At 66.7% G+C, this 21,012-nt stretch carries 19 protein-coding genes; 2 read left to right on the top strand and 17 right to left on the bottom strand.

Annotation, left to right across the window (positions count from 1 at the left end; translation table 11 throughout):
* Positions 1–95: 95 nt before the first annotated feature.
* From ABIE00_RS08510 to ABIE00_RS08440, 15 genes are all read right to left on the bottom strand, one after another.
* Complete coding sequence (locus ABIE00_RS08510) at positions 96–614, bottom strand: hypothetical protein (protein ID WP_056387540.1); 519 nt, start codon at positions 612–614, stop codon at positions 96–98.
* A gap of 89 nt (positions 615–703) precedes the next feature.
* Positions 704–1,003 (bottom strand): hypothetical protein, encoded by a 300-nt coding sequence (locus ABIE00_RS08505; RefSeq protein WP_071416427.1) that lies wholly within the window; start codon positions 1,001–1,003, stop codon positions 704–706.
* Positions 1,000–1,173 (bottom strand): hypothetical protein, encoded by a 174-nt coding sequence (locus tag ABIE00_RS08500; RefSeq protein WP_156400143.1) that lies wholly within the window; start codon positions 1,171–1,173, stop codon positions 1,000–1,002. Before ABIE00_RS08500 ends, ABIE00_RS08505 begins: the two co-directional genes overlap by 4 nt.
* 202 nt (positions 1,174–1,375) lie before the next feature.
* The gene (locus ABIE00_RS08495; protein WP_354259055.1) at positions 1,376–2,452 is read right to left on the bottom strand and encodes an HD domain-containing protein; all 1,077 of its coding nucleotides are present in this window, start codon (positions 2,450–2,452) and stop codon (positions 1,376–1,378) included.
* A 98-nt stretch (positions 2,453–2,550) separates the two neighbouring features.
* Complete coding sequence (locus ABIE00_RS08490) at positions 2,551–4,419, bottom strand: SNF2-related protein (protein ID WP_354259052.1); 1,869 nt, start codon at positions 4,417–4,419, stop codon at positions 2,551–2,553.
* Positions 4,420–4,458: 39 nt separating this feature from the next.
* A complete protein-coding gene (locus ABIE00_RS08485) occupies positions 4,459–5,289 on the bottom strand; it encodes a hypothetical protein (RefSeq protein ID WP_133830760.1) in 831 nt (276 codons plus the stop codon).
* On the bottom strand, positions 5,286–5,705 hold the full coding sequence (locus ABIE00_RS08480; protein ID WP_133830761.1) for a dATP/dGTP diphosphohydrolase domain-containing protein: 420 nt from the start codon (positions 5,703–5,705) through the stop codon (positions 5,286–5,288). Before ABIE00_RS08480 ends, ABIE00_RS08485 begins: the two co-directional genes overlap by 4 nt.
* Positions 5,702–6,031: a VRR-NUC domain-containing protein gene (locus ABIE00_RS08475; RefSeq protein ID WP_354259048.1), complete on the bottom strand. Its 330-nt coding sequence runs from the start codon at positions 6,029–6,031 to the stop codon at positions 5,702–5,704. The genes ABIE00_RS08480 and ABIE00_RS08475 overlap by 4 nt, the downstream gene beginning before the upstream one ends.
* Positions 6,032–6,037: 6 nt before the next feature.
* Positions 6,038–6,487 carry a hypothetical protein gene (locus ABIE00_RS08470; protein WP_133830763.1) on the bottom strand — a complete coding sequence of 150 codons (450 nt, stop codon included), beginning with the start codon at positions 6,485–6,487 and terminating at the stop codon, positions 6,038–6,040.
* Between the two features lie 163 nt (positions 6,488–6,650).
* Positions 6,651–9,875, bottom strand: a complete 3,225-nt coding sequence (locus ABIE00_RS08465) for a hypothetical protein (RefSeq protein ID WP_354259045.1) — start codon at positions 9,873–9,875, stop codon at positions 6,651–6,653.
* Positions 9,876–10,117: 242 nt separating this feature from the next.
* Positions 10,118–10,354, bottom strand: a complete 237-nt coding sequence (locus tag ABIE00_RS08460) for a hypothetical protein (RefSeq protein WP_133830765.1) — start codon at positions 10,352–10,354, stop codon at positions 10,118–10,120.
* Positions 10,355–10,361: 7 nt separating this feature from the next.
* Entirely contained in the window at positions 10,362–12,290 is a 1,929-nt protein-coding gene (locus tag ABIE00_RS08455) for a DNA primase family protein (RefSeq protein WP_354259042.1), read from the bottom strand.
* Between the two features lie 1,120 nt (positions 12,291–13,410).
* Positions 13,411–13,776: a hypothetical protein gene (locus ABIE00_RS08450; RefSeq protein WP_354259039.1), complete on the bottom strand. Its 366-nt coding sequence runs from the start codon at positions 13,774–13,776 to the stop codon at positions 13,411–13,413.
* 215 nt (positions 13,777–13,991) lie between these two features.
* The gene (locus ABIE00_RS08445; protein ID WP_354259036.1) at positions 13,992–14,816 is read right to left on the bottom strand and encodes a CPBP family intramembrane glutamic endopeptidase; all 825 of its coding nucleotides are present in this window, start codon (positions 14,814–14,816) and stop codon (positions 13,992–13,994) included.
* A gap of 19 nt (positions 14,817–14,835) precedes the next feature.
* The gene (locus ABIE00_RS08440) at positions 14,836–16,761 is read right to left on the bottom strand and encodes a DHH family phosphoesterase (RefSeq protein WP_354259033.1); all 1,926 of its coding nucleotides are present in this window, start codon (positions 16,759–16,761) and stop codon (positions 14,836–14,838) included.
* Between the two features lie 207 nt (positions 16,762–16,968).
* Here ABIE00_RS08440 and ABIE00_RS08435 point away from each other — a divergent pair, with 207 nt between their 5' ends.
* Positions 16,969–17,304 (top strand): histone-like nucleoid-structuring protein Lsr2, encoded by a 336-nt coding sequence (locus ABIE00_RS08435; RefSeq protein WP_056387574.1) that lies wholly within the window; start codon positions 16,969–16,971, stop codon positions 17,302–17,304.
* Positions 17,305–17,427: 123 nt separating this feature from the next.
* Here ABIE00_RS08435 and ABIE00_RS08430 read toward each other — a convergent pair whose 3' ends face one another.
* Both ABIE00_RS08430 and ABIE00_RS08425 read right to left on the bottom strand, forming a co-directional pair.
* Entirely contained in the window at positions 17,428–17,916 is a 489-nt protein-coding gene (locus tag ABIE00_RS08430; protein ID WP_354259028.1) for an SLOG family protein, read from the bottom strand.
* A 168-nt stretch (positions 17,917–18,084) separates the two neighbouring features.
* Positions 18,085–18,417 (bottom strand): hypothetical protein, encoded by a 333-nt coding sequence (locus ABIE00_RS08425; RefSeq protein ID WP_133830770.1) that lies wholly within the window; start codon positions 18,415–18,417, stop codon positions 18,085–18,087.
* Between the two features lie 2,125 nt (positions 18,418–20,542).
* On the opposite strand from ABIE00_RS08425, the gene ABIE00_RS08420 reads away from it, so the two are divergent.
* The gene (locus ABIE00_RS08420) at positions 20,543–21,010 is read left to right on the top strand and encodes a hypothetical protein (RefSeq protein ID WP_354259024.1); all 468 of its coding nucleotides are present in this window, start codon (positions 20,543–20,545) and stop codon (positions 21,008–21,010) included.
* Positions 21,011–21,012: the final 2 nt, after the last annotated feature.

Here is a 21,012-nt window from a genome sequence, read left to right as displayed (position 1 = left end):
TCCGCCGGGCCGCTTGGCCCGGGATCGAGGAGCCCCGTCGCGCCGCCGTCCCACAGGGACCCGGCCGCGGCGAGGCTGCGGTCGTGTGGTCTGGGTCAGTCCTTCGAGCCGTCGCGGAACTGGAGGTACTCCCGCAGGGTCGGCGCGTCCGCGCCGGGGAGCGAGATCCGGTCGAGGGCTCCGTACAGGTCCTCGTCTCCGATCAGCTCGCCCTCGTGGGCGACGACGGCTTGCGCCAGGCGGACCAGCAGGACCTTCATCTCCTCGGCGCGCTCCTCGTCGGCGGTCCGCAGGCGCTTGATGTCGATGAGGCGCTTCTCGCAGAGGCTCTTGAGGTAGAGCGCGCCCTTGCGCCACTCGAGGAACTCGATCAGCTGTGTGCTGTGATCCAGCGGGGACAGCCGCCAGATCTCGGCGTCGTCCTGGCGGAATGAGAGCTGCTGGTCGATGCTTGAGGCGGTGGTCTTCAGCCAGTGCTCGGTTTGGTTGAGGCCGGCCGGCGTGGTGGTGACCTCGGCCCAGACTGCGTCATCGCGCAGGCAGCTGCGCATCACGGCGTCGAGCGGGTCCTGCAGGCGTGGAGGTGCGGGGCGGGCGGTGGTCGTCATGGTCATGGCGGATGTCCTCGTCGGTCGTGTCGTTGATGGTCTGCGGAGCGTCGGCCCCGACAGCGCGCCCGTGGCACTGGTTGTGGAATTAGGTCTCAGTTCCTGGTGCCGAAGCGCAGGTCGGGCCAGATGGGCTCGACCGAGACGCCCAGCAGCTGGATACGGGGGTCGCGGTCCTTGGCGCGTTTCCAGGCGCGGCGAACGGCTGCGGCCTTGTTCCGGGCCTTCTTCTGGTCGTCGAACGGCCCAATCAGGCGCGAGTAGGTCTGGGGGCTGGCGGACTTCAGGCTCTCGGCCTGCATCATCACCACGACGCCGTAGCCGTTGGCCTCCTCGGCCACCAGGTCCTCCCAGGAATCGTAGGTGCGTTCGGTCTGCGTGCTGTACGCCTTCATGGCGAGACCTCCTGGTCGTCGTGACGGATGTCGATGGGCCGCTCCCAGAGCGGCATCCCGTCCTCGCCGGTCTCGGCCGAGAACTCGAGGCGGACCTCCGGCTGGTCTATGTGTGCGCCGAAGTCCGACCAGCCCGCAGGCGGGAGCCGGTAGATGGGCTGCTCAGCCATGGGACTCGCTCCTTCTCGTTGTGGTGTCGTGGCAATGAGGGGGGACCGGGCCGGGACCCGACCCCCGACATCACTGCCCCGGCACCCGGGTCGGCCCTGCCGACCCCGACGCTGTGCCCTCCGGTGACCAGCACACGCAGGGTGCCGGTCACCGGTCGGTCATGAACCAGCTGCGATGCGTTCCGTCCCGGTCATCCTGGTCTCAGCCATGGGGCTGTTCTCCTGCGTTTCCGGGTTGGGTCTGCCGACGTTCGGCGGCCCAGGGGAGGCGGGAGTCCTGGTCAGCGGAGCACCAGAGCCCGCCAAGCGAGGCGCTGCGGTGGGTGTGGGGCAGGTGGTCCTCCCGGTCTCCGCACAGCCCGAAGGGCAGACCGGCCGGGTCTCCAGTCAGCTCGGCGAAGCGCAGGCGGTACTCGAGCTCGGCAGCATCCGGGCTCCAGGCCTGGATCTCGATCCCGAAGGGCTGACCTGGAACCTCCCAGTCCCCCGCCGGCTCGCCCAGCAGCGCCGCGCGCTCGTCGAGCAGGATCCGCGAGTCGGCGTGCTTCACCTCGGCGGGCATGGCGGGGTCGATGCTGAACTTCTGGGCGATGGCGACCATGACGCCGTCCTCGACGGCCCAGTACTCCGGCATGTGAAGCTTCAGCGGGCGGACCATGTCGCCCACGTATGCCTCTGTCGCGTCGTGCAGCAACGCCCAGAGCGCATGCTCCGGGGCGACGAGTCGCGAGAGGAGTACGCAGTGCTCGGCGACGGACATGAACCGGCGGACGTGGCCGTTGTAGCGGCACTGCATGGACAGCGCGTGTGCGATGTCGGCGATGTCCACGTCCTCGGGCCGCGGGTCCAGCGGGTAGAACCGGCGACCCGTGTAGGTCTGCATCCAGTTGCCGCGCGGAACTACGGTCGTGGCGGGCCGGGCTCCGGCTGTGGCCATCCCTGCTCCGTGATGGCGAGTGACGCTCCTTGTCCCCCGGGCGGGGTCGAAGCTGGCCGGCAGCTCGCGGTCGAAGAGCTCCTCGAGCAGCGCGACGTCGGGGTCGACGGGTTCGTGCTCTGCGCTCTGGAGCCAGAGCACGCCGTAGCGTTCCCCGGTCTCGCGCAGCACGACGTCGTGCAGGCCGTCGTCGGTGTTGTCGATCGTGTAGTCCGTGTTCGGCCCGAGGGCCGGTGCGCGCAGCGGCTTCGTTCCGGGCCGCGCCTGCATGGCTTCCCTGGCCTCGGCGGTGAAGCGCACGCGCGCTCCGTCGGACCAGGCCTGGTGCTTCGGGTCATTCATGGATCAGTCCTCCTCGGGCCGGGTGGCACTGGGGTCGGGGTGGTGCGCCGCGGAGCGTTGGCGTGTGGCTGGCGCTCCGCGACGTCGGAATGGGTTGGTCAGACCCGTTCGGAGACCCACAGGTCGTTGAGGTCGTCCTGGATCTCCTCCTCGAGGGCGACGAGGATCGCCTCCTCGCCGGACACAGCCGAGATGAGGTCGTCCTGGACCTGCTGCTTCTCTGCCAGGACTCCGGGCATCCGCTCGTCCTGAGTGCCCTTGGTGATAATCCGGTGGATCACCACGGGCTTGGTCTGCCCCGTGCGGTAGAGACGGCCGTTGGTCTGCAGGTAGTGCTCGAGCGAGAACGGCAGCGTGTACCAGATCATCGTCGAGCCGCCGTCCTGTAGGTTCAGGCCGTGGCCGGCCGCCGCGGGGTGCAGCAGCATCACCTGGATCTGCTTGGCGTTCCACCGGCGGACCATCTCCCGCGAGCCGTCAAAGACCTGCGCGTCGATGCCCGCCTTCTTGAAGCGCGCCATCAGCTGCTCCAGGTCAGAGCGGAAGTGGTACGCGACCAGCACGGGGTCTCCCCCGCTGTTGCGCACCAGGTACTCGGCCATTTCGAGCTTCTTGTCGTGGATAACCTCGTACTGGCCCTTGGTCGCCGGGTCCTCCGGGTCGGCCGTGTAGAGCGTCCCCGAGGCGAACTGCATCAGTTTGCTGGTGAGGACCGCCTGGTTCTCGGCGACGATCGACTCAACGCTCTGGGTGAGCTTGCCGTCCTCGTCCTGGTAGGTCTTCACGACGTCGAGCACGAGGTCGCGCCTGAACTCCTTGTAGGCCTGCATGAGGTCCGGCGGGAGGGTGACGTTGGCGTCCTGGATCGTCAGGCCCGGCAGGTTGAGGTTGGTGTTCTGCGCGCTCATCACCAGGTGCCTGATGGCCTCATGGATCTCGGCCTCGGCGTTCGGGGTCGGGATCCACTTCGCCGGGGTGGTGGTGCCAGGCACCATCTTCGGGATGAACCACCGGTTGCGGAACTCCGTGATGGTCGGGCCCAGGGCCTCGCCCTGGTCGAGCAGGTAGATCTGGCTCCACAGGTCGTGCAGCCCGTTCGGGCTCGGCGTGCCGGTCAGCTCGATGAGCCGCGTGATGGCCGGGCGGACCGCTTTCAAGGCCTTGAACCGGGCGCTGCTGTGGGACTTGAAGCCCTGCGACTCGTCGATGATTACCGTCTGAAACGGCCAGATGAGGGTGTCCTGTCCGTTGATGGACTGGATCGGCATCTGGTCGACCAGGCCGTAGCGGCACTGCGCGCAGCCGTCGCCGCCGCAGCTGCGACAGTCGTGGCTCTCGCGCTCCAGCGCACCGCGGGTGACGAGCTCGCTGATCGCCTCCTTGACAGCGGTCTTGGTGGGGGCTTTGGTTCCGGACTGCCCGGCAGCCAGCTGCAGGAAGTGTCCGATCAGCTGCTCCTGGGCCATTGGTCCGATCGTCTCGATGAGCCCGCGCAGCCGCACGGCCTCCGGTGAGATCCCGGCGGCGATGGCATCGCCGGTGGGCTCGCCGGTCAGCTGGAGCAGACGCGCACCCTGGGAGGGCTGGGTCAGCAACTCCTGGTTGACGAAGTACATCGTCGGCGGGTCGGAGAAGACTTCCCGAAAGCGTTCCAGGCGCTTCTCCTTGGGCAGCTTCCGGTCGTTCTCGTTGACGATGAGCGACTTGGTTCGGATCGGGAATCCCCATTTGTCGATCTCGTCGAGCCAGGTCGAGCGTGCGATCGCGATCGGTGCGACGACGAGGATGTGGCCCATCGGCCGGACTGTCTGCAGGACGCTGAGGGTCGAAAGCGTCTTCCCGGCTCCGACACCAAGCCAGGCTCCGGCGAAGGGGCGGCTGACGAGGAAGTCGTGGATCTGCTGCTGGTAGGGCTTGAGCACGATGGGCGCGGGTGACGGCTGCGGTGGTGCGATGGTCGTGGTCATGGTGTGCGGCCTCCTCTCGTGGGTTGTCGGTAGTCGGGATCAGGCATGGAATGCCTCGCGGATAAGGCCCAGGCGGACCTCGGCGTCATCGGCCCGGCGTGTCTGGGCGGCGAGCTCTGCCTCCAGCCCGACGATCCTGCGCTGCAGGGCGGTGACACGCGGGTCTTCACCCAGTGCGGTGCGTACGCGCTCAAGCACCGCTTCGGCAGAGGCATCCCCGACGGCCGAATCGGGTATGCGTGTCGCAAGCGGCAGATCTTCCTTGGCCTCGGCGGTCATGTCGTCCTCTGCTTCCTGCCCGGGCTCGGGCGCGATCATCAGGTGTCCCCGGCGGCGGGTGGGCCGGGCCGTCGCGGGCCCCGGCTGGTCTTGTTCCGGTGCATCGGGCTGTGCGGGCGCGTCGACGGGCACGGCCTGGAAGGCCGGCTCCCCGGCCCCGTCGAACGAGACCTCGATGAGCTGGTCCGCAGGCAGGCCCTCGGGCTGGGCGTCGAACCAGCGGGAGAAGGCGGCTGGGTGCTCAACGAAGGCCACCGCGACGGTCATCTGCCGTTTCCCGCGTGGCCTGCGGTCTGCGGCGGATACTGCATGGTCGGCCCGGTGCCCGCCGAGCAGCCGTTTCATGTCGGCACGGGCGTTCTGCGCCGTGCGGTTGGGTGAGGTCATGTTGCGCGGCACCGAGACGGATCCGCCGGCGTTGTTGCGCAGAATGGCGTGGCCCCGGGACGAGACACGCCCAACGCAGCCGGCCCGCATCGCTTCGAGCACGAGCTCCGTGGCCTCGCGATCGAAGGTGCCCAGGTCGGCCCGGGTGAGCTGGCGGAAGGCCGAGGTTGCCTGGCCGTTGCCCTTGGTGACGCGGCCGCTCATCGGGCGGCCTCCGGGGTTCCGGCGTCACCGCGGGCGATCACCGTCCGGGTGCTTTCCGCGGCCAGGAGGTTGAACACCACGGCAGCCGCGTGGTCCTCATCGTCTTCGCGGCACATCCACTGCATGAAGTGGCGGAAGGCGCTGGCGCGGAACTCCTCCATCTCTGCGGCAGTGCTGGCCTGCTCCCAGTCGCGCGAGTCGTACTTGCGCGCTCCACGCTCCACGAGCGCGGCCGTCCTTGTGAGCAGCTGGTCCTGGTAGGGCACCTGAAGGGGTACGAGCAGGTCGAAGCGGGGCTGGCCTGTCTTCACCTCGCGCTGCATGCCGGAGGCGGTGACCCTGCGTGATCCCGAGTCTTTCGTTTCGTAGTCGCGGGCGGTTGTCTCCGGGCCCGCGGCCGTGGCTGTTGCGGTCATGATGCTGCTTTCTGCTGGCTCTCGATCCGGCGGTAACCGAGCACGTGGGTGACGAAGGCGTCGACGGCCTGCTCGTCATCCACGACGTGGATCTCGGCACCGAAACGGCGCATCTTGGCGTGCATGACGCGCTGGCGCTTCTCGAGGTCTCCGCCGGGTCGCTTGACCTCGACGAAGACCGTGCCGGTGGGCGTGAGGACGATTCGGTCGGGGACGCCCCCGCGGGCCGGGGACACAAACTTCAGGCAGAACAGACCGTGCCGGCGGCACTGCGTGAGCAGGTACTGCTCGACGGCCTTCTCCCGCTGGTTCTTCTTCCTCGGCATGGGGGCTCAGTCCTCGTCGGTCCCGGCAGCGTCGGAGGCGTCGCCGTCAAGGAAGTGCCCGAAGCCGACGATGTCCTCGTCGTCGATGTAGGCAGCGATGGCGTCCGGGTCGTAGACGAAGCTCGGGTCGTCAGGGTCGACCACGACCCAGCGCTTGGCCGCATTGCCGTAGTTGGAGAAGCCGTCGATGTCGGCGACGGTCACCAGGCCCTGGTGGGCGAGCTCCTTGAGCCGGGTGCGGATGCCGGAGTCCGAGGAGCGCGGCACCTCGCCGAGGCTGGTGACGACGCGGTCGTGGTAAGCGGCGATGAGCTCGTCGTGGGTGAGCGGGCCCTTCTCGCGGACGATGTCGAGCACGATGGGACGGACGCGGGATGCGCCGAGCGCGGCCTTCACGGCGGCGGCGTAGGAGGTCTCCGGGTCAGTGGAGCGGACAGGGAGTGTTGACTGGGACATGATGGCCTCTCGTGGTCGTGTCGCGTCGAGTCCGAATTGCCTTTCGTACTCAATTATGACTCGAAGTTAATGATCTGTGCGGAACCATTCGCAATGGTGCGCAGAGTTGAACAAGGGGGCCGCGGCGTGCGCGGCCCCCTTGTGCGGGTTGTGGTGGATCGGCTCAGACGGCCTCGTTCATCCAGTTCTTGGTGAACGTCTCCTCGAGCATCCGGACGTAGGTGTCCAGGTCCAGCGAGGCGATGAGCCGCTCGATCCGGTCGGCCGGCAGCTGGTGCAGGTCGTCGTTGACGACGACCATCGACCAGGTTGGGTCGATGGCGTTAATGCGCCGCACCACGACGTCCTGGTCGTCTGGGAGCACGGCGAGCCCGTCCGACATGCTGGCCTCGGCGCGGGAGCGGGCCCAGCCGTGATGGCGCAGCACCTCCAGCGCGACCGGGTCGCGCTTGGTCCGGCCGATGTCCTCCTCGCGGCGCTTGGCCTGGCTGGCCGCGGTGACCTTCCAGGCACCGGCGTTGAGCAGGCTCCGGGCGTTCTCGGTGCCCTCGCGGACGATGAACACCCGGTTGACCATCTGCAGCACCTGTGGGTCGCGGACGTTGGTCACGTGACCCTGCTCGCTGAACTTCACACCCACGGCGGGGTCGATGGGCGCAGCCGAGAAGGGGTAGGTGATCGAGCCGCGGGAGGCCGCGATGACGTTCTGGAACAACAGGAGCGACCGGATCGGGTCGTCCTCCAGGACCGCCTCCTCGATCACCTTCCGGCCCAGCATCAGGTCGAAGGGCTCCGCGATCGCCGACTCCCCCCTGCTCGCCACCGTCTGCAGGTAGCGGGCCAGGGCGAAGTCGATCACGGCCGGGTGGGCCAGCGACTTCGTCGGAGTCGGGCCCGCGTGGCAGGCCAGCGTGCCGCCACCGGCGGCGATGATCGGACTGTCTGCCACGGACCGCCCCGGTTCCGGGGCCTCCAGCTCCAGGCGGTTGTTCGAGTCCTTGCTGATGAGGAACATCAGCTCAGGTTCGATGTCGACGCCGATGGCCTCCTGCTGCTCGGCGAGCACCCGGTTGTTGGTCGCTTCGTCGAATCCGTTCTCGCCGCCGACGACCGAGTAGAGGCCGTCGGTGTTGGTGGAGATGATCCGCGCCCCGGCCAGCGTCTGGGCCTGTCCGATCCGCCAGCTGAACAACTGGCCAAGGATGCGCATCGAGATGATGCGGTTGTTCATCCGGATCGGCGTCCGGTGACTTGCGTCGCCTGCGCCCGAGGCCGAGTTGAGGATCAGCTTCGTGCCGTTGCGCAGCACGTCGAGCCCGGCGATCTGAGCCTTCAGCCGCGCAGCTTCAGGGCTGTCGCCCGGAAGCTGCGCCAGCTGCTTCTTCAGCCCCTTGATCTCCTGGCCGTAGCGCTCTTTGTCGAAGAAGATCTTCGCGTAGCGGTCCTCACCCAGCTCGGGGTTCCAGAACGCCCGCATGTTGCGCAGCAGGTTCGGGTAGTAGCTGGTGAAGTCCTCGTGGATCACCAGGCCAGCCGAGGTACGTGCGAACTTCGGGTGCAACTTGTCGGAGCCGTCTTCCTTGGCGATGAACAGCTCCGGCTTCTTCTTGGCCGGCTCATCGCGGTAGGCGGCATTGGTGGCCGTGCTGTTGGCGAGTACCACCTTGCCTTCCAGGACACCGCCGTCGGGCAGGACGACGTTCAGCGCCTCCGCCTCGGGCCGCTGGGTGGTCAACAGGTCCGCCGGGTCAGGCACCTGGGCCTGGGCGCGGGCGAGCTGCCCGGCCTGGTCAGGGTCGTCCTTCTTCGGCTTGCGGTACTTGACCTTCTCCGGGTCCGAACCCAGCAGGACCAGCCGCTTGTCGACGAAGGTGCCGTCGGGCAGGCGGAGCATGGCGTGCTGACGCTTGGCCTCGGCCACGAAGTCCTTTGCGTCCGGGAAGGCCTGCGCTGCCCGGATGAGCATCATGGTCTGATCGTTGTGCTCGACCTTCTCGGCGTTGAACACCGACAGGTCGGCTTCGGCCCCATGGATGCCGCCGGTGGAGAACGTGGCGAAGCAGGACGACGGCGAGGCGTCCGCCCGGAAATACGGCACGTTGTTCGGGGTCTTGGGCACATCGCGCAGAGACCGGGCCGGAAGGCTGAACTTGTCGCGGTACTCCTCGGAGTCGTTGAAGTTCTGCCCCTCGATCGAGCGGTAGTACGCCACGACTTGCAGGAACTGCCGGTGGGCCTCGCGCTGGGCTGCAGTCACTTCGGAGTGGGTGGCCGGGTCGGGCGCGACGTTCTCCTCGAAGAAGCGCACACACTCGTCGAGCACGTTGACCGGCTCGATCCCGCGTTCTTTAGCGACCTCGGGGTGCGGATATACGAAGGACACCGCCTCGATGTCATCCAGTGAGGCGTAGGGTGCGAGGATGCGGCCCACGAACTTTGCCGATGAGGAGTCGACTGCCAGCCGGTCCTTGCGCACCGCACCGTTATTGGTGAACACCGTTTCGGTGAACTGGGCGAGCAGAGCGGCCTTGAGATCGAAGTTGCTCGCGTACGCCGGGTGCCGGAACAGCTGGGCCAGACCAAGGCAGTCCGAGACGTTGTAGGCCAGCAGCTCATAGAGATCCTCTACCGCCTCGATGCTCGTGTCATGGCTGAGCTTCTCGGATTCCTTGATCTGGCGGCCGAGCATCCCGAGCAGGCGCTTGAGGCTGACCTTGGACTGCAGTTCGTTCAGCCGGGCCACGTCCAGGTGCCGGCCCGAGTGAAGCATGGCGCGGCGGATCTTCGCAGCCGCCCCGTCCCAGCCGAGGTAGCCAGGCATGTACTCGATGTGCTGGGACGAGAAGAGCTGGTCGTTGTGGTCGCGCAGAGTACGGGCCGTGGTCGGCTGAAACGGCCGACCGCTGCCCGGGGCCGGAAACGCCTCGTTGAGGTAGAGCGCGACCATAGTCGTGTCATAGTTCATTGAGTTGTAGCCAGCAAGGAACGGATGCACTGCCGGGTCGTACTCGGGGTCTGTGTCGCAGACCGGACGCAGCGCCGCGGGGTACCCGCCTGGGTCGGAGTGGTTGCACACCTGGTCGGCGTTCGAGAGGCCCATCAGTTCGGCGAGCCGGAGGCTGCCCCGTTCGCCGCCGAGGTTCCAAAGCTGGACGCTGACCGCGGGCAGCCCCGGGTTGGAGCGGATCACGGTGTCGTAGAGGGCTTGGGGGTCGACGGAGGCGACCAGCGCCGGGTCGTCGGCCAGGAAGAAGATCTCCAGGTCGTGGACGGCGCGGCCCGGCCGCGGGGTGTAGGCGCACAGCGTGAAGACGTTCGACAGCGATTCGATGTCGTAGAACGTGAAGAGCGCGGTCTCAGCTGTGACGGGGGTGCGCTGGGTGGTCATGGGTCTGGCCTTTCGGTCGTCACCGGCCGTCACGGCCGGGGTATGCAGTTATCTGGTCGGGGTGCCGGCTGCTGCCGCGGATGGCCTTAGGCGGCGCTTCTTCCTTGTGACGGGCGCGGGGACCGGCCGGGCACCGCGGACCCATCGACCTCCCACCAGGGAGTAGCCGAAGTGCTCACGCTGGCCGATGCAGTCGGCGCATTCCTTTCCGGGTGAGACTCCCTCTCCTGCACATCCGTCCTTCAGTCGATCGGGTTGTGTGGAGAGCGGCGGCGCGGGGCGTCCATCCGACTGGAGGCCTCAGCCACGAGCCGCCGCTTCTCCTCCGGGTCGGCACTGATCTGCGAGCGGACGATCAGGTTGGTGATCCGCTGTTCGCGGGCGACGTCGGCCAGCGCGGTGCTCGCCCTGCCTTGTTGCTTGGCGAGGTCGGTCACCGCCCGGGCGAGCTCGGTGATGGCCCTGGCGATTGTGCGCATGGTCGGATCAGTCCTCTCCTGTGGTGTCCTCGTCGTCGGCGTCCACCTGGGCGGCGGGACCGGTGTGCCGGAGCAGGCCGCGGTAGTTGGCCTGAAGGACCGGCTGCGACTTCTTTTTCGGGTCCGAGCCGCTGTAGTGCGGGTTCATCCACTTCTTCAGCTCGTACTCGGCGATGGTCGTCTCGGGGGTGGCCATCATCTGGCCGGGGCGGATCTTCTTGTTCTTGTCCGGGCAGTGCCACAGCGGGTCAGGCCGCACGATCGCAACCAGGTCCGTGATGAACTGCTTGTTGCTCACCGGCGACCCCGAGGGCGAGACGTCTGCGAACCAGGCCTTGTAGAGGTCATAGGTGAAGGTGAAAGGCACCAGGTCCCACACCAGCCGCTCGCGGAACTCTTCCCAGAAGGCGCGCACGGGGTCGTTGGCCTCCTTGTACTCGGCCAGGACGTCCTTGGTCGCCACCGGCTCGGAGAGCTGGTAGTAGTTGCCCGGGTCGGCTGCGCCGGCGCGGTTGAGCACGTACCAGAGGGCGTACTCCAGGACCTCGCGGCGCTGGAGGTAGTCGTCCTTGATGTACTTGCGCTCCATGCCGGTGAAGCTCTTGTTGAACGGTACGAACAGCTGCCGGCGGTAGAAGCTTTCGGACTTGTCCTTCACGCGCGGGAACTCGTTGAGGCACTGGACCATGAAGCCGAAGAACTGGTAGGCGATCGGCATCCGGTACTTCCGGTTGATCTGGATGACGTCGTTGGTGACGATCGCCTTCAGGTTGGCCGCTTTGTCGATGAAGGTGCCCACGTCGTTCTCGTCGACGATGATCGCGTTGGCGCGCACGAGCGGCTCGAGCGCGAAGTCCTTGCCGAAGTCGCTCAGCGGGATCGAGGTGTGCGAGCGTGGCCCGCACAGGTTGCGCATGAGCGAGCACAGCGTGCCCTTGCCGTTGTTGCCCTGTTCTGAATAGAACCAGGCAGTCTTGCCCCAGCTGACGTGCGGCCGGATGATCGCGCCGATGACCTCCCAGAGCAGCTCGGGGATACCCTCCTCGTCGGAGAGCTCGTGGATCCAGGACTCGATGTCCCAGACCGAGCCGTCGACAGGGTGGACGATCACCGGGTTGTCCGGGTCTTCGACGTAGTCGATGTGGCACTTGGCCAGGAACACCAGTGCCGGGTCGAAGGGTACGAGCGACTTGGGTTCGAAGTGGAAGGCCTTGCCGCCCTCATGGATGTCCCGGGCCTCGCGGCCGTAGTGGAACACGCCGTTGTTCACGGCGATGAGGTCTCTGTGGCTGCACTGGTGCCGGCGCGGGCTGTCCTCGCGGAGTACTGCCAGGACCTCGGCGAACTCCTTGAGTGTCAGCTGCGTGTTGTAACGGCGTGCCGTGGTGCGGATGTCGTCCTCGCTGGTGGTGTACGTGCCGCGGCCCGGGCCGGTGGCCTGGTACATCGCCAGCAGGTCGTACTCGCGGTCAGTGTCCTTGGCGCTGGGGGCGATGCGGATCACGTGGTGCAGGCTCAACAGGATTTGCGCCACTTGCCAGTAGGTCAGGTGCCGGGCCAGGGGCAGCTTCTCGGCAGCCACCTTGGTCTTGCTGTTCTCGGCCTTGGAGACGCCGTTCACGATCGCGAGCAGCTGCTTCTCGAGCAGGCGCGGTGCCGGCGGGTCCGACGGGTCGATCAGCTGGAGGTAGACCTCGGTCGCGCGCGTGACTATTTCGTTTTGCGGGGCGATGTCGCCGCCGTCGGCGAAGTACGTCATGACCTCGGTGAAGGCGTCGGCGACAGGGTTGGTCGAGGGGGTGTCGAAGTCCTCGTCGAAGACGGGCGTTGGGTCGTCAGGAGTCGTCATGCTGCTGTCTTTCTCGATCGCGTCGAGTACCTGCCGGCAGTGAGTGGGAAGCGGATTGGTCTCGTAATCGAATAGGAACGTGCTCACGACTCTATGCCATCCGAATGGTCTTTCGCAACGAGTCGACTGATAGCCGACTCATGGTCCGACAGAGGTCCCGGGTGGTGCCCGGGTGGGGCTCGGAGGGGTCGCGCGCGAGACCCGGAGGCCACGGCGACACGACGAGAGCGTGCGGTCTGGAATGAGAAACAGCGGCTCCGGGGGCGTATGCCCCACGGAGCCGCTGGCTTCTCGTGCTCGAGCACTCCCCCGCGGGCGGCGTGAGCCGCCCGACCCCCTGGTCGGGGTTCGGGGAGTTCTTCCGACCGGCCGGCCGGGAACCTCCAGAGCTGGGATCCGGCTGCAGCAGCGAGCCGGTATACCCCCCGTGGGTATCGGAAGGTGTACCACTTGACGTGGTACACCTGTTTCCCCTGGTCAGTCGGGGATTTCAGGACTTCTCCAAACGGGGTGTACCACATGGAGATTTGCACGTGGTACAGGCGTTTACCCTGGTCAGACGGGCTTTATATACCCCCTGTACCACTTGTACCACTAAATAAAGACTAGATATAGGCGCATGGGGATAAGAGCTCTTACTGGCTGGATGACCGATCGGAGGCGTCCTTCGCGCACATATGTAAACGCTCGGAATCTGGTGGTACTCGTGGTACACCTGCCGAAAACGCTGATCTACCAAGGCAAAACGGCGTACCACGTCCGCTCGGGCACGTGGTACAGACTCCCTCGGCCGCGGTCGCCTGACCCGCCGTTTGAGCAGGCCAGCACTGGGATCGGGAGGTGTACCACGACACGTGGTACACCTCGGCGCTGCGTCCTCCCGTGCAGCGGAGCATCAGGCCCTCACGGCCCTGACGGGAGCGATCGCGATGGATCCGGCGTCCTGGTCGACCGGGCTTCGGAGTGATTCCGAGTGATTCCGAGACAGACCTTCGAATGGTCGACGGAATGGGATGCCAACTGCATTGCACATGATGAATCGACACTGATAGAGTGGGCATTGGTGTTAGGGGCAGGAACCGTCACCAGGCGTTGTTGTCACAGGAACGTGAAAACAGAAAGGCCGGAGAAGCATCCCCGTGGGAAGGGAGCTCTCCGGCCTTTCTGCGCGCTCACGCTGGTGCGAGGCCCAGGGCGCGCCGGCCGCCTAGAAGGCGGCCGCGCTGCGGCCTCGCCGGTATCCCGCATTGGGGGACTCGGGTATGTGGGCACGGACCCGGTGGCCGTCCTCGACGGCGTACAGGATCTCGTAGGTGATGGAGACGTTGCGGTTGCAGGGCATCACACCCTGCCTCCGGCGCATCTCGAGCTTGCGGAAGCCAGCGACGGACTCGGCGCGTTCGAAGAAGCGGGCGAGCATCTCGCGGGCGCGTTCGCGCGCCTGCTCCGCCGTGCCGCCGCTGGTGCTCATGGTGAAGAAGTGCATGGACCCTCGATCGAAGGTCGGCCTCTCACCGGTGTCTAAGTCGCTGGCGAACCGCGCGCGGCGCACTTCGCTGCCGCTGGGGCGCACGAGCCGGCCTTGCGCGTCATACGCGCACTTGTTGACGACGGCCATGGTGGATCCACCTCCTCTCAGGTCTGGCTGACGAAAATCCTTCAGCCAATCCCCCGGTGACCGGATCACCCCGGTCACCCGAGAGCAGGCCCTCCGGAGCGACCGTCGGCCCACGGCCGAAAGGTCGCCCGGAGGGCACCAGCGTCAGTCCTGCACGTTGAGCCCGGCCGCTATGCGGCCTGTGGCTCGCTTTCCCTGCATTCTTCCCCGCCGGCCTCCCTGTCGTCTTGTGCAGGCCCGCACGCGGGTGCCGCCATGCGGTACACCGCCAGGGCGCACGCGAGGAACGCCGCGGTCATCAGCAGCGCTGAGACGGGGTTCGCCAGTGCGCCCAGCAGCTGGGCGGGGACAAGGACGGCCGCGAGGTTGAAGGCCAGGTGGAGCAGCACGCACGGCCACAGGACGCGGGTGCGTTCGTAGACCAGCGCCAGCAGCACCGCCAGGGGCAGCGTGGCAGCAAACTGGACGACGTTGGCGTGCAGCAGGCTGAAGCCCGCGGCGGTGACGAGCACCGCCGCGACGATGCCGACCCTGCGCCGCAGCAGCGGGTAGAGCAGGCCGCGGAAAAGCATCTCCTCGGCCACCGGCGCTGCCACCAGTGCGAGCAGGAGGGCCACGACGGGACCGGCGTCTGTCCTGGCTCGGGTCGATTCATCGAATCCCGCCGAGCCGCTAAGGGTATAGAGCCACAAGGCCAGGGACTGGCCGGCGAAGAACGCCAGAGCCAGGCACCCAAGCACCGTTCGGGTAAAGCGCGGTGTTCCGGACATCGGTCGGACCGTTGGCGCGTTGGCGAACCACCGGGGCCGGAAGAGCCTGGCAGCGCTGACGAGCAGCGCCACCAGGCCTCCGAGCACCGCCGTACCCAGGACGGGCTCGCCGACCACGGAAACTACGGCAAGGCCAAGTCCCAGGTAGGCGGCGAGCACGCCGAGGGGCACGAGGACACACCACGCGATGGAGACGAGCCGGGACTTGATGGGTGGAGCGGGCATCCCCGCCTCCTTTCCGTGGTCAGACAGACGCAGGGATCTGCTCTTCGATGACGGCCTGGACGCGGGTCTCGCCGCGGAAGGTGTTCAGCTGCAGCTTCGCGATGAAACGCAGCGTTCCGACCTCGGTGCGGCTGGCCGACCGCGTCAGAGCCGAAATCTCCGGCTCCTTCTCCTCGGCGACGTTCCACCACAGGCAGGACAGCCCGGACCTGGTGACCAGCCGCAGGTGCTTCTTGCACAGGCGGCACACGCGGTAGCCGCGGGCGTTGGTCATCAGGTTGGCGTCGGTGCGCTCATGGCCGCAGTCAGTATCGGAACCGATCCGGTCCACCCGCAGCCCGAGTGGCTCGACAGCGATTTCGACCACCGGCTCGACGAAGCCGTGGCCGAAGGGCCGCAGCGCTTCCACACGCCGGACGAAGCCGACCAGAGGCTCCAGGTCGTCCAGGCCAGCATCGCAGTCCCGGTCCGGGCCCAGGACCAGGTCGGCACGGCGCTCATCCTGGACGACAGCCAGCAGGGCAACCTGCGTGGCCTCCCGCAATGCTTCGACCAGACCGTCGAGCAGTTCCGCCCGGTCGACCTTGACGCCGCAGGCCTGCTGGTGGCCGATGGCGCGCATGCCGTCCTGGTGCTCGAGTGTGTCGATGATGCCGAACCACGACGGTGCCCGGCCGGAGCCCCCGACGTAGTCATCCGGCCCGGCGGGACGGTTGAGCACGACGACCGGGTGGCCGTGGCGCTCCATCAGCCGGTTGGCGAGCAGACCGTACATGCCCGGGTAGGCCTCGGAGAAGTAGACCCAAGGGGCCAGCGGCTGATCACCCTCCTCGAGCTCCTGGGTGTGGACCTCGACAAGCTCCTTGCGGCTCTCGTTGGTCGCGATGACCTGGTGTGCCGACTCGAGCATCAAGTCCTGGTCAGGCGCGGTGAACACGCCGAAGCACGGTGCGAGCGGGTCGCCCGTGCGGCGCGGGGAGTTCATCGCCGGCGCGAGGTAGAACCCGTAGAAGCCCTCGTCGATGCTGTCGATGTCGCGGACCTTGCCTGCCTGGCCGAAGGCCTTCAGCAGGACCGCGAAGCCCTCGAAGGCCCGGACGAAGGCCGGGTGGTGCGGGTCGACGCGCAGCAGCTGCATCAGCGTCGACCGCCCGACGTCGATCGCCTCGGGGTCCGGGTCGAAGCCCCAGGGGGTCGGGACCGTGCGCGGCGCGGGCGCGTACAGCAGCCGTGCGATGGACAGCGAGTCGCGCACCAGCTGCCGGTTCTCGTACAGCACGGGCATGACGTCGGAGACGGTGCCCAGGCCGGCGAACAGGCGCAGCAGGCGGATCTCCCAGAGCTTCTCCGGCCGGTGGACGCGGGCATAGGCCTCCAACACCTGGTAGAGCACGTGCGCGCCGCAGATGCCGGTGTTGGCGTAGGTCTCGTCCATCCGACAGGGGTCGACGGTGACGTCGGCGCTCGAACCGGGTTCGAGCTCCTCGTGGTGGTCGGTGACCAGGGTCTTCCATCCCAGAGCCCGGGCGGCGGCGATCCCGCGGTGGGAGTTCACTCCCCCGTCGCAGGTCAGCAGGACCTTGGTGTCCGGCCACGTCGCTGCGATCTCTGCGATGTCCTCGGGCGTGAGGTCGTGGCCGCGGCGGTAGTCGGGCACGTGCAGCTCGACGTCGAAGCCGAGCTCTGACAGTCCGGCGTAGCCGAGCACACCGGAGGAGATCCCGTCCATGTCGAAGTCAGGGGCGATGGTGACCTTGTGGCCGGCGGCCCGGGCGTCTTCCAGGGCCTCGACCATCTCGGCCAGGCCCAGGAGCTCGTCGTGTTCAGCTGATTCGATCTCGCGGAGGTACTCGTCGGTCCAGCCGCGGCGCTGGCACATCAGGGCGAACAGGTCGACGCCGTCGTCCGTCAGTGGATGGTCGTCGACGGTCTGGAGAATGGTCATGGCGGGGGGCCTCTCGATCGTGTCGAATGGTCGGTTTACAGGGGTGGGGAAACGCACCCGCTGGCAGTGTGATTTTAGCAGTGTGTCAGGTGGATTATGCTGGAATAGCAGCGTTTTCGGCCTATGATGAAGGCATTCGAAAGATCTGTCGTTCTGGCGTGCCCAAAGACTTCTCTAAGGTGGTTCGGATCGTCTACCATTCAAGACATGGCTATTCGAAATATTGTGGAGTCGGACATCAGTGGCAAGCCGGATGCTGCCACAGTCACCTTCGGACTGGGCGACACCTGGTTCGAGATAGACCTGACCGACGAAGAGCGCAAAGAGCTTGAGAAGAATCTCAAGGAATACATCAGTAAGGGTCGAAAGGCCACTAAGAAGGGCGAGAAGAAGCGACTCGTGCCCGAGACGACGCCCGAGGAACGCGAGGAGATCCGTAAGTGGGCGCGCGAGAACGGTCATGAAGTGCCCGAGTTCGGTCGCATTCCGAAAGCTGTCATGAAGGCCCACGATGAGGCACACGGCATCGAGCGGACTCTCTAGCCCACCCTTTCCGCAGTCTTTCGGGCCATACCGGAGAGATTTCCGGCCACCTATTCGAATCAAGGATCAACAGCCCTGCAGCACCAGCTGCAGGGCTGTTGTCATGTCCGGGGTGTGCACTTGTCAGAACGGAGGCAGGCGCGGGTGGATGACGTCTTCGACCTCGATGCTTGCAGCCAGGGCGCGGGAACGGGCGTGCACGGTGCCATGTGAGAAGTGCCCTGGCGTTCCGGGCATCAGCTGCTGCTGGCCGGTGCGTTGGTCGCACTGGCTGCAAAGGTCCAGGAAGGCGGCGACACGGACCTGCGCTCCCCCGGCGCGCATGGCGACGAGGGCATCGACCATCCGTTGGTTCCGGGTGAAGCCCGCCGCCTTGGGCTCAGCGCTCCAGTCGCCCGGGAACTCAATTACTTCGAAGCCGGCAGCCCGCCACAGCCGCTCGGCCATGGCGTCAGCACCCTTGGGACAGTGCCCTGAGAGGAGCACGGGTCGGGCGACCGCAGACGGTCCCCAGGCTCTCCAGGCCTCGTTCAAAGCCGCCTTCATGGCCTCCGCGGCGTCCCAGGTCCGGGAACCGGTCACGAGCAGCGCATGGCTGAATCCACTGGTCATCGCGATGCCTCCCGGCTGGTCATCTTGGTCATCGGCATAGATCCCGCCGGGGCCGCCGCGGTGGCAGTCCGGATTGTGATACTCGTCTGTCGCTGCATCATTCGCGTCCTCTTTCGCCGCAATGTTTTCCGGAATGATTCCCGGTGTTTCTTCTCAGTCGGCTGGTCACTACGCGGCAGCTGCCGACGCCTGGGCACTGTTGACCCTGGCAGCGCCGCGTTCGTAATGGATTGCCACCCGGACCTTCCGGTCCTCGCTGAGCGGTGCGACGTGAAGGGTGTATCCACCGTCCTTGTCGCGCTGGAGGTAGGCGACGCCGACCGTGCCGCTCTCTTCATCGTCGAAGTCGACCTTGCCAAAGCTCTCCGCCGGAGTCGCCTCAGTGACTCGCTCTCCGTGGGGGATCCACGGCCCGGCCTCGCACCTGGCTCCGGTGTCGTAGGGCGAGAGCTGCGGCTGTGGCCGGCGTGCGGACCTGGATGCCTTCCGGGCGTGTGTCATGACGATGCCTCTTCTGTTTCTCGGGATGTAGGTGTCGGGCATCGAGTGCAGGTCCCGCCAGGGGTCCGCGGAGACTCGATGTACGGTCCAGCTCCCGTGCCAGCTCCGCTGGCCTGACGGCCTTCTGGTGAACCGTGTCGGGAACTGCTCCGACTGGGCCGCGCAGCGGGCCGGCCGACGGGCCGTCCTCCTCGGACAAACCTGGTGCGCAGCGCCAGGTGATCCACCGCCTGGCTGCACCCTTTGCTGCGTCGTCCACCTGTGGATAAATGCGGCGGGGCAGGCGGGGGCGTCCTCCACTCAAGCGCAGCGCTGGGCATAGCCGGAGGGAGCGCAGCGACTGACGGACCGGCGAGCGAAGCGAGCGGTGGAACCTGTCGGCTATGCCGACCAACAGCGTCTCGAAGCGCAGCGAGAGACCGAAGCGAAGCGGAGGGTCCGCAGGACCGCTGTTGCCAGGTTCCCTTATGCCCTTTTCCTCTCTTGCCGCCATTTCGCCATTCCACGGCTGGAGCGTTAGCGGAAGCCTGGAATATCAGGGGAAACGCCCCGTACACCCTTGACCCGTACACCCCCTCTCCATCCGCGCAGCGGGTGTACGGGTCATGTCGTTTCCGCTGGATTTACGGGCTTTTGGGTGTACAGCCCTTTTGCCGTCCGCTGCAACGCCGTACGGATGCATCTTCCGCACCACCGCGAGGCACGAGCGGGTACCCGTACGGGTCCTCACATGTAGCGGGCGCAGCCCGGTCCGCACCCACTGGTGCATCCTGCTGCCGCAGGCGCATCAGACCCGGCGCGCAGCGGTCCACCACTCCCCGCGACCTGTCGCGTCAGGCTGTGGAAAACTCTGCTGTCACAACACTGCACTGATCTGTCGGTGCGCTCGTCGCACCGGTGTGCGGGTGCTCACTCCGGCTCTGTTTCACGGTCGCGCCAGCACCTGTCGCACCGCGTCCGAGGCGGGCCCCACACCGCTTCCTTGCCGGGGTCCGTTCTGGGCCGGCCGCCTGCCCCTCCTGGTGGCAGCTGCACCCCCGGACGAGCGACAGCGAGTCCTCGACGGCCACCGCCCGGCCTGTCCCTCGTGGACGCATCAGAAGAGTAGCTTTCCCGGGAAGCATGAAGCCTCCCTGGATCCAACGGCAGCCCCCGCTTCCACAGCGTCACCGAGCCGTCCGGGTCTCCCACCAGGTGCAGCTTCCTGAAGAGGCTCACGGGTTCTTACCTTCTAGACCCCCACCGCCCGTGAGCCTCTTCAGGAAGCGGAGTTTTTGCCCTTTCGCTCCATGCGGGGCCCTACTACCCAGTTCGCCTTTTCCCTCCGCTCTCCTTGCGGCCCCCCGGCCGGGTCGGTGACGCCACAGGCGCAACCACAGCTGCTCCACCCTGCTCCGACAGCTCCTCCGCTCGCTCCAGGACTGCCTCGAGGTGTCGCCGGCGTTGTTCCAGGTACCGGTCCGGGCCCGCATCGCTGGACCCCTTCTGGTCCCGGAGTGGACAGATCATTGCATCGGCATGGACAGACAGGGACACAGACCAGACCTACACAAGCCCCGAGAGAGTCCAGAAAGGCCATTCAGACCCCATTGAGTGCCGGATGGCGCTCCTCGGGGCCGCTTCGGGCGCACTGCTGGTCTCATGATGGTCTCTCACAGGTCTGCTCTGGTCCGGCTCGCGACGGTGGACTGTTGCTGGTCTCTTCGAGGGCGCTTCTGTGCTTTGCGTGGGACCACCGAGCGCCCTCCAATGTGCCGTGGCCTGATCGAGGTCTTCTGCTGGTCCGCAGCGGACCGCGTGCCGGTCCCGGGTGAGCCCTTGATGAGTCCTGTGTCTTCTGGTTCCCCGGCTGACCCGTGGCCTTCTGCGGGTCCTGCCGGCGGCTCCCACGGGTCCCGCCGCGGCCATGGTCGCTCACGGTGACGCAGGCCTGATCTGCTGGTGGCCTTTTGCTGGTCTTGGCGTGGTCCTTGCAGAGACCATTGAAAGACCAGTAGAATGATGACTGATAAATGAGTCGAAAGGTCACCGACTGGCAGTGGCGCCTCGGGGGCCGCGCATGAGAGGGGGCCGCGATGACCGAGGACAGTGTCCATCAGCACGAGGGCGCAAGGGGGTGCTCGCTATGACCGATAAGGCCGAGCCGCGCCGTCTGCGCTGGAGCGTCCCGCGGGCCGACGAGTCGACGAACCGGTGGCTGGACGAGCAGTACGACATCTCGCGCTCGCTCCAGCTGTTGATCCGCGAGTCCATCCAGCGCGACGGCTATATCGACGTGGTCAACCGTCCCGTTGAGCAGCTTCCCCGGCGCGGCCGCCCGCCGCAGGGCGAGCAGGATCCTGGGCGCAGCGAGGCCCATGAAGGAGAGGAACGCGGCGATGACGGCCGTGACGGGAGTGAAAGCCAGCACGAGAGTCGCGAAGGCCGTGACGAGGCTGCCGTGCCTGTTGCTGTTTCTTCAGAGCCCGTGCAGCGCGTCGAGGCAGCCCAGGCTGTTCAGCCGCCGCCCACGCCTCCTGTCCGCGAGCCCCACCCTGTTCCCGCCGAGGAGCCTTCTGTCCCTTCGGGGCTGGACGCCTTCCTCACCCGCTGATC

The sequence above is a fragment of the Arthrobacter sp. OAP107 genome (genome assembly GCF_040546765.1).
In the GTDB taxonomy this organism is placed as follows: Bacteria; Actinomycetota; Actinomycetes; order Actinomycetales; family Micrococcaceae; genus Arthrobacter.
The sequence above is the reverse complement of the archived record's forward strand: the minus strand, read 5'-3'. Positions and strand labels throughout refer to the sequence as shown.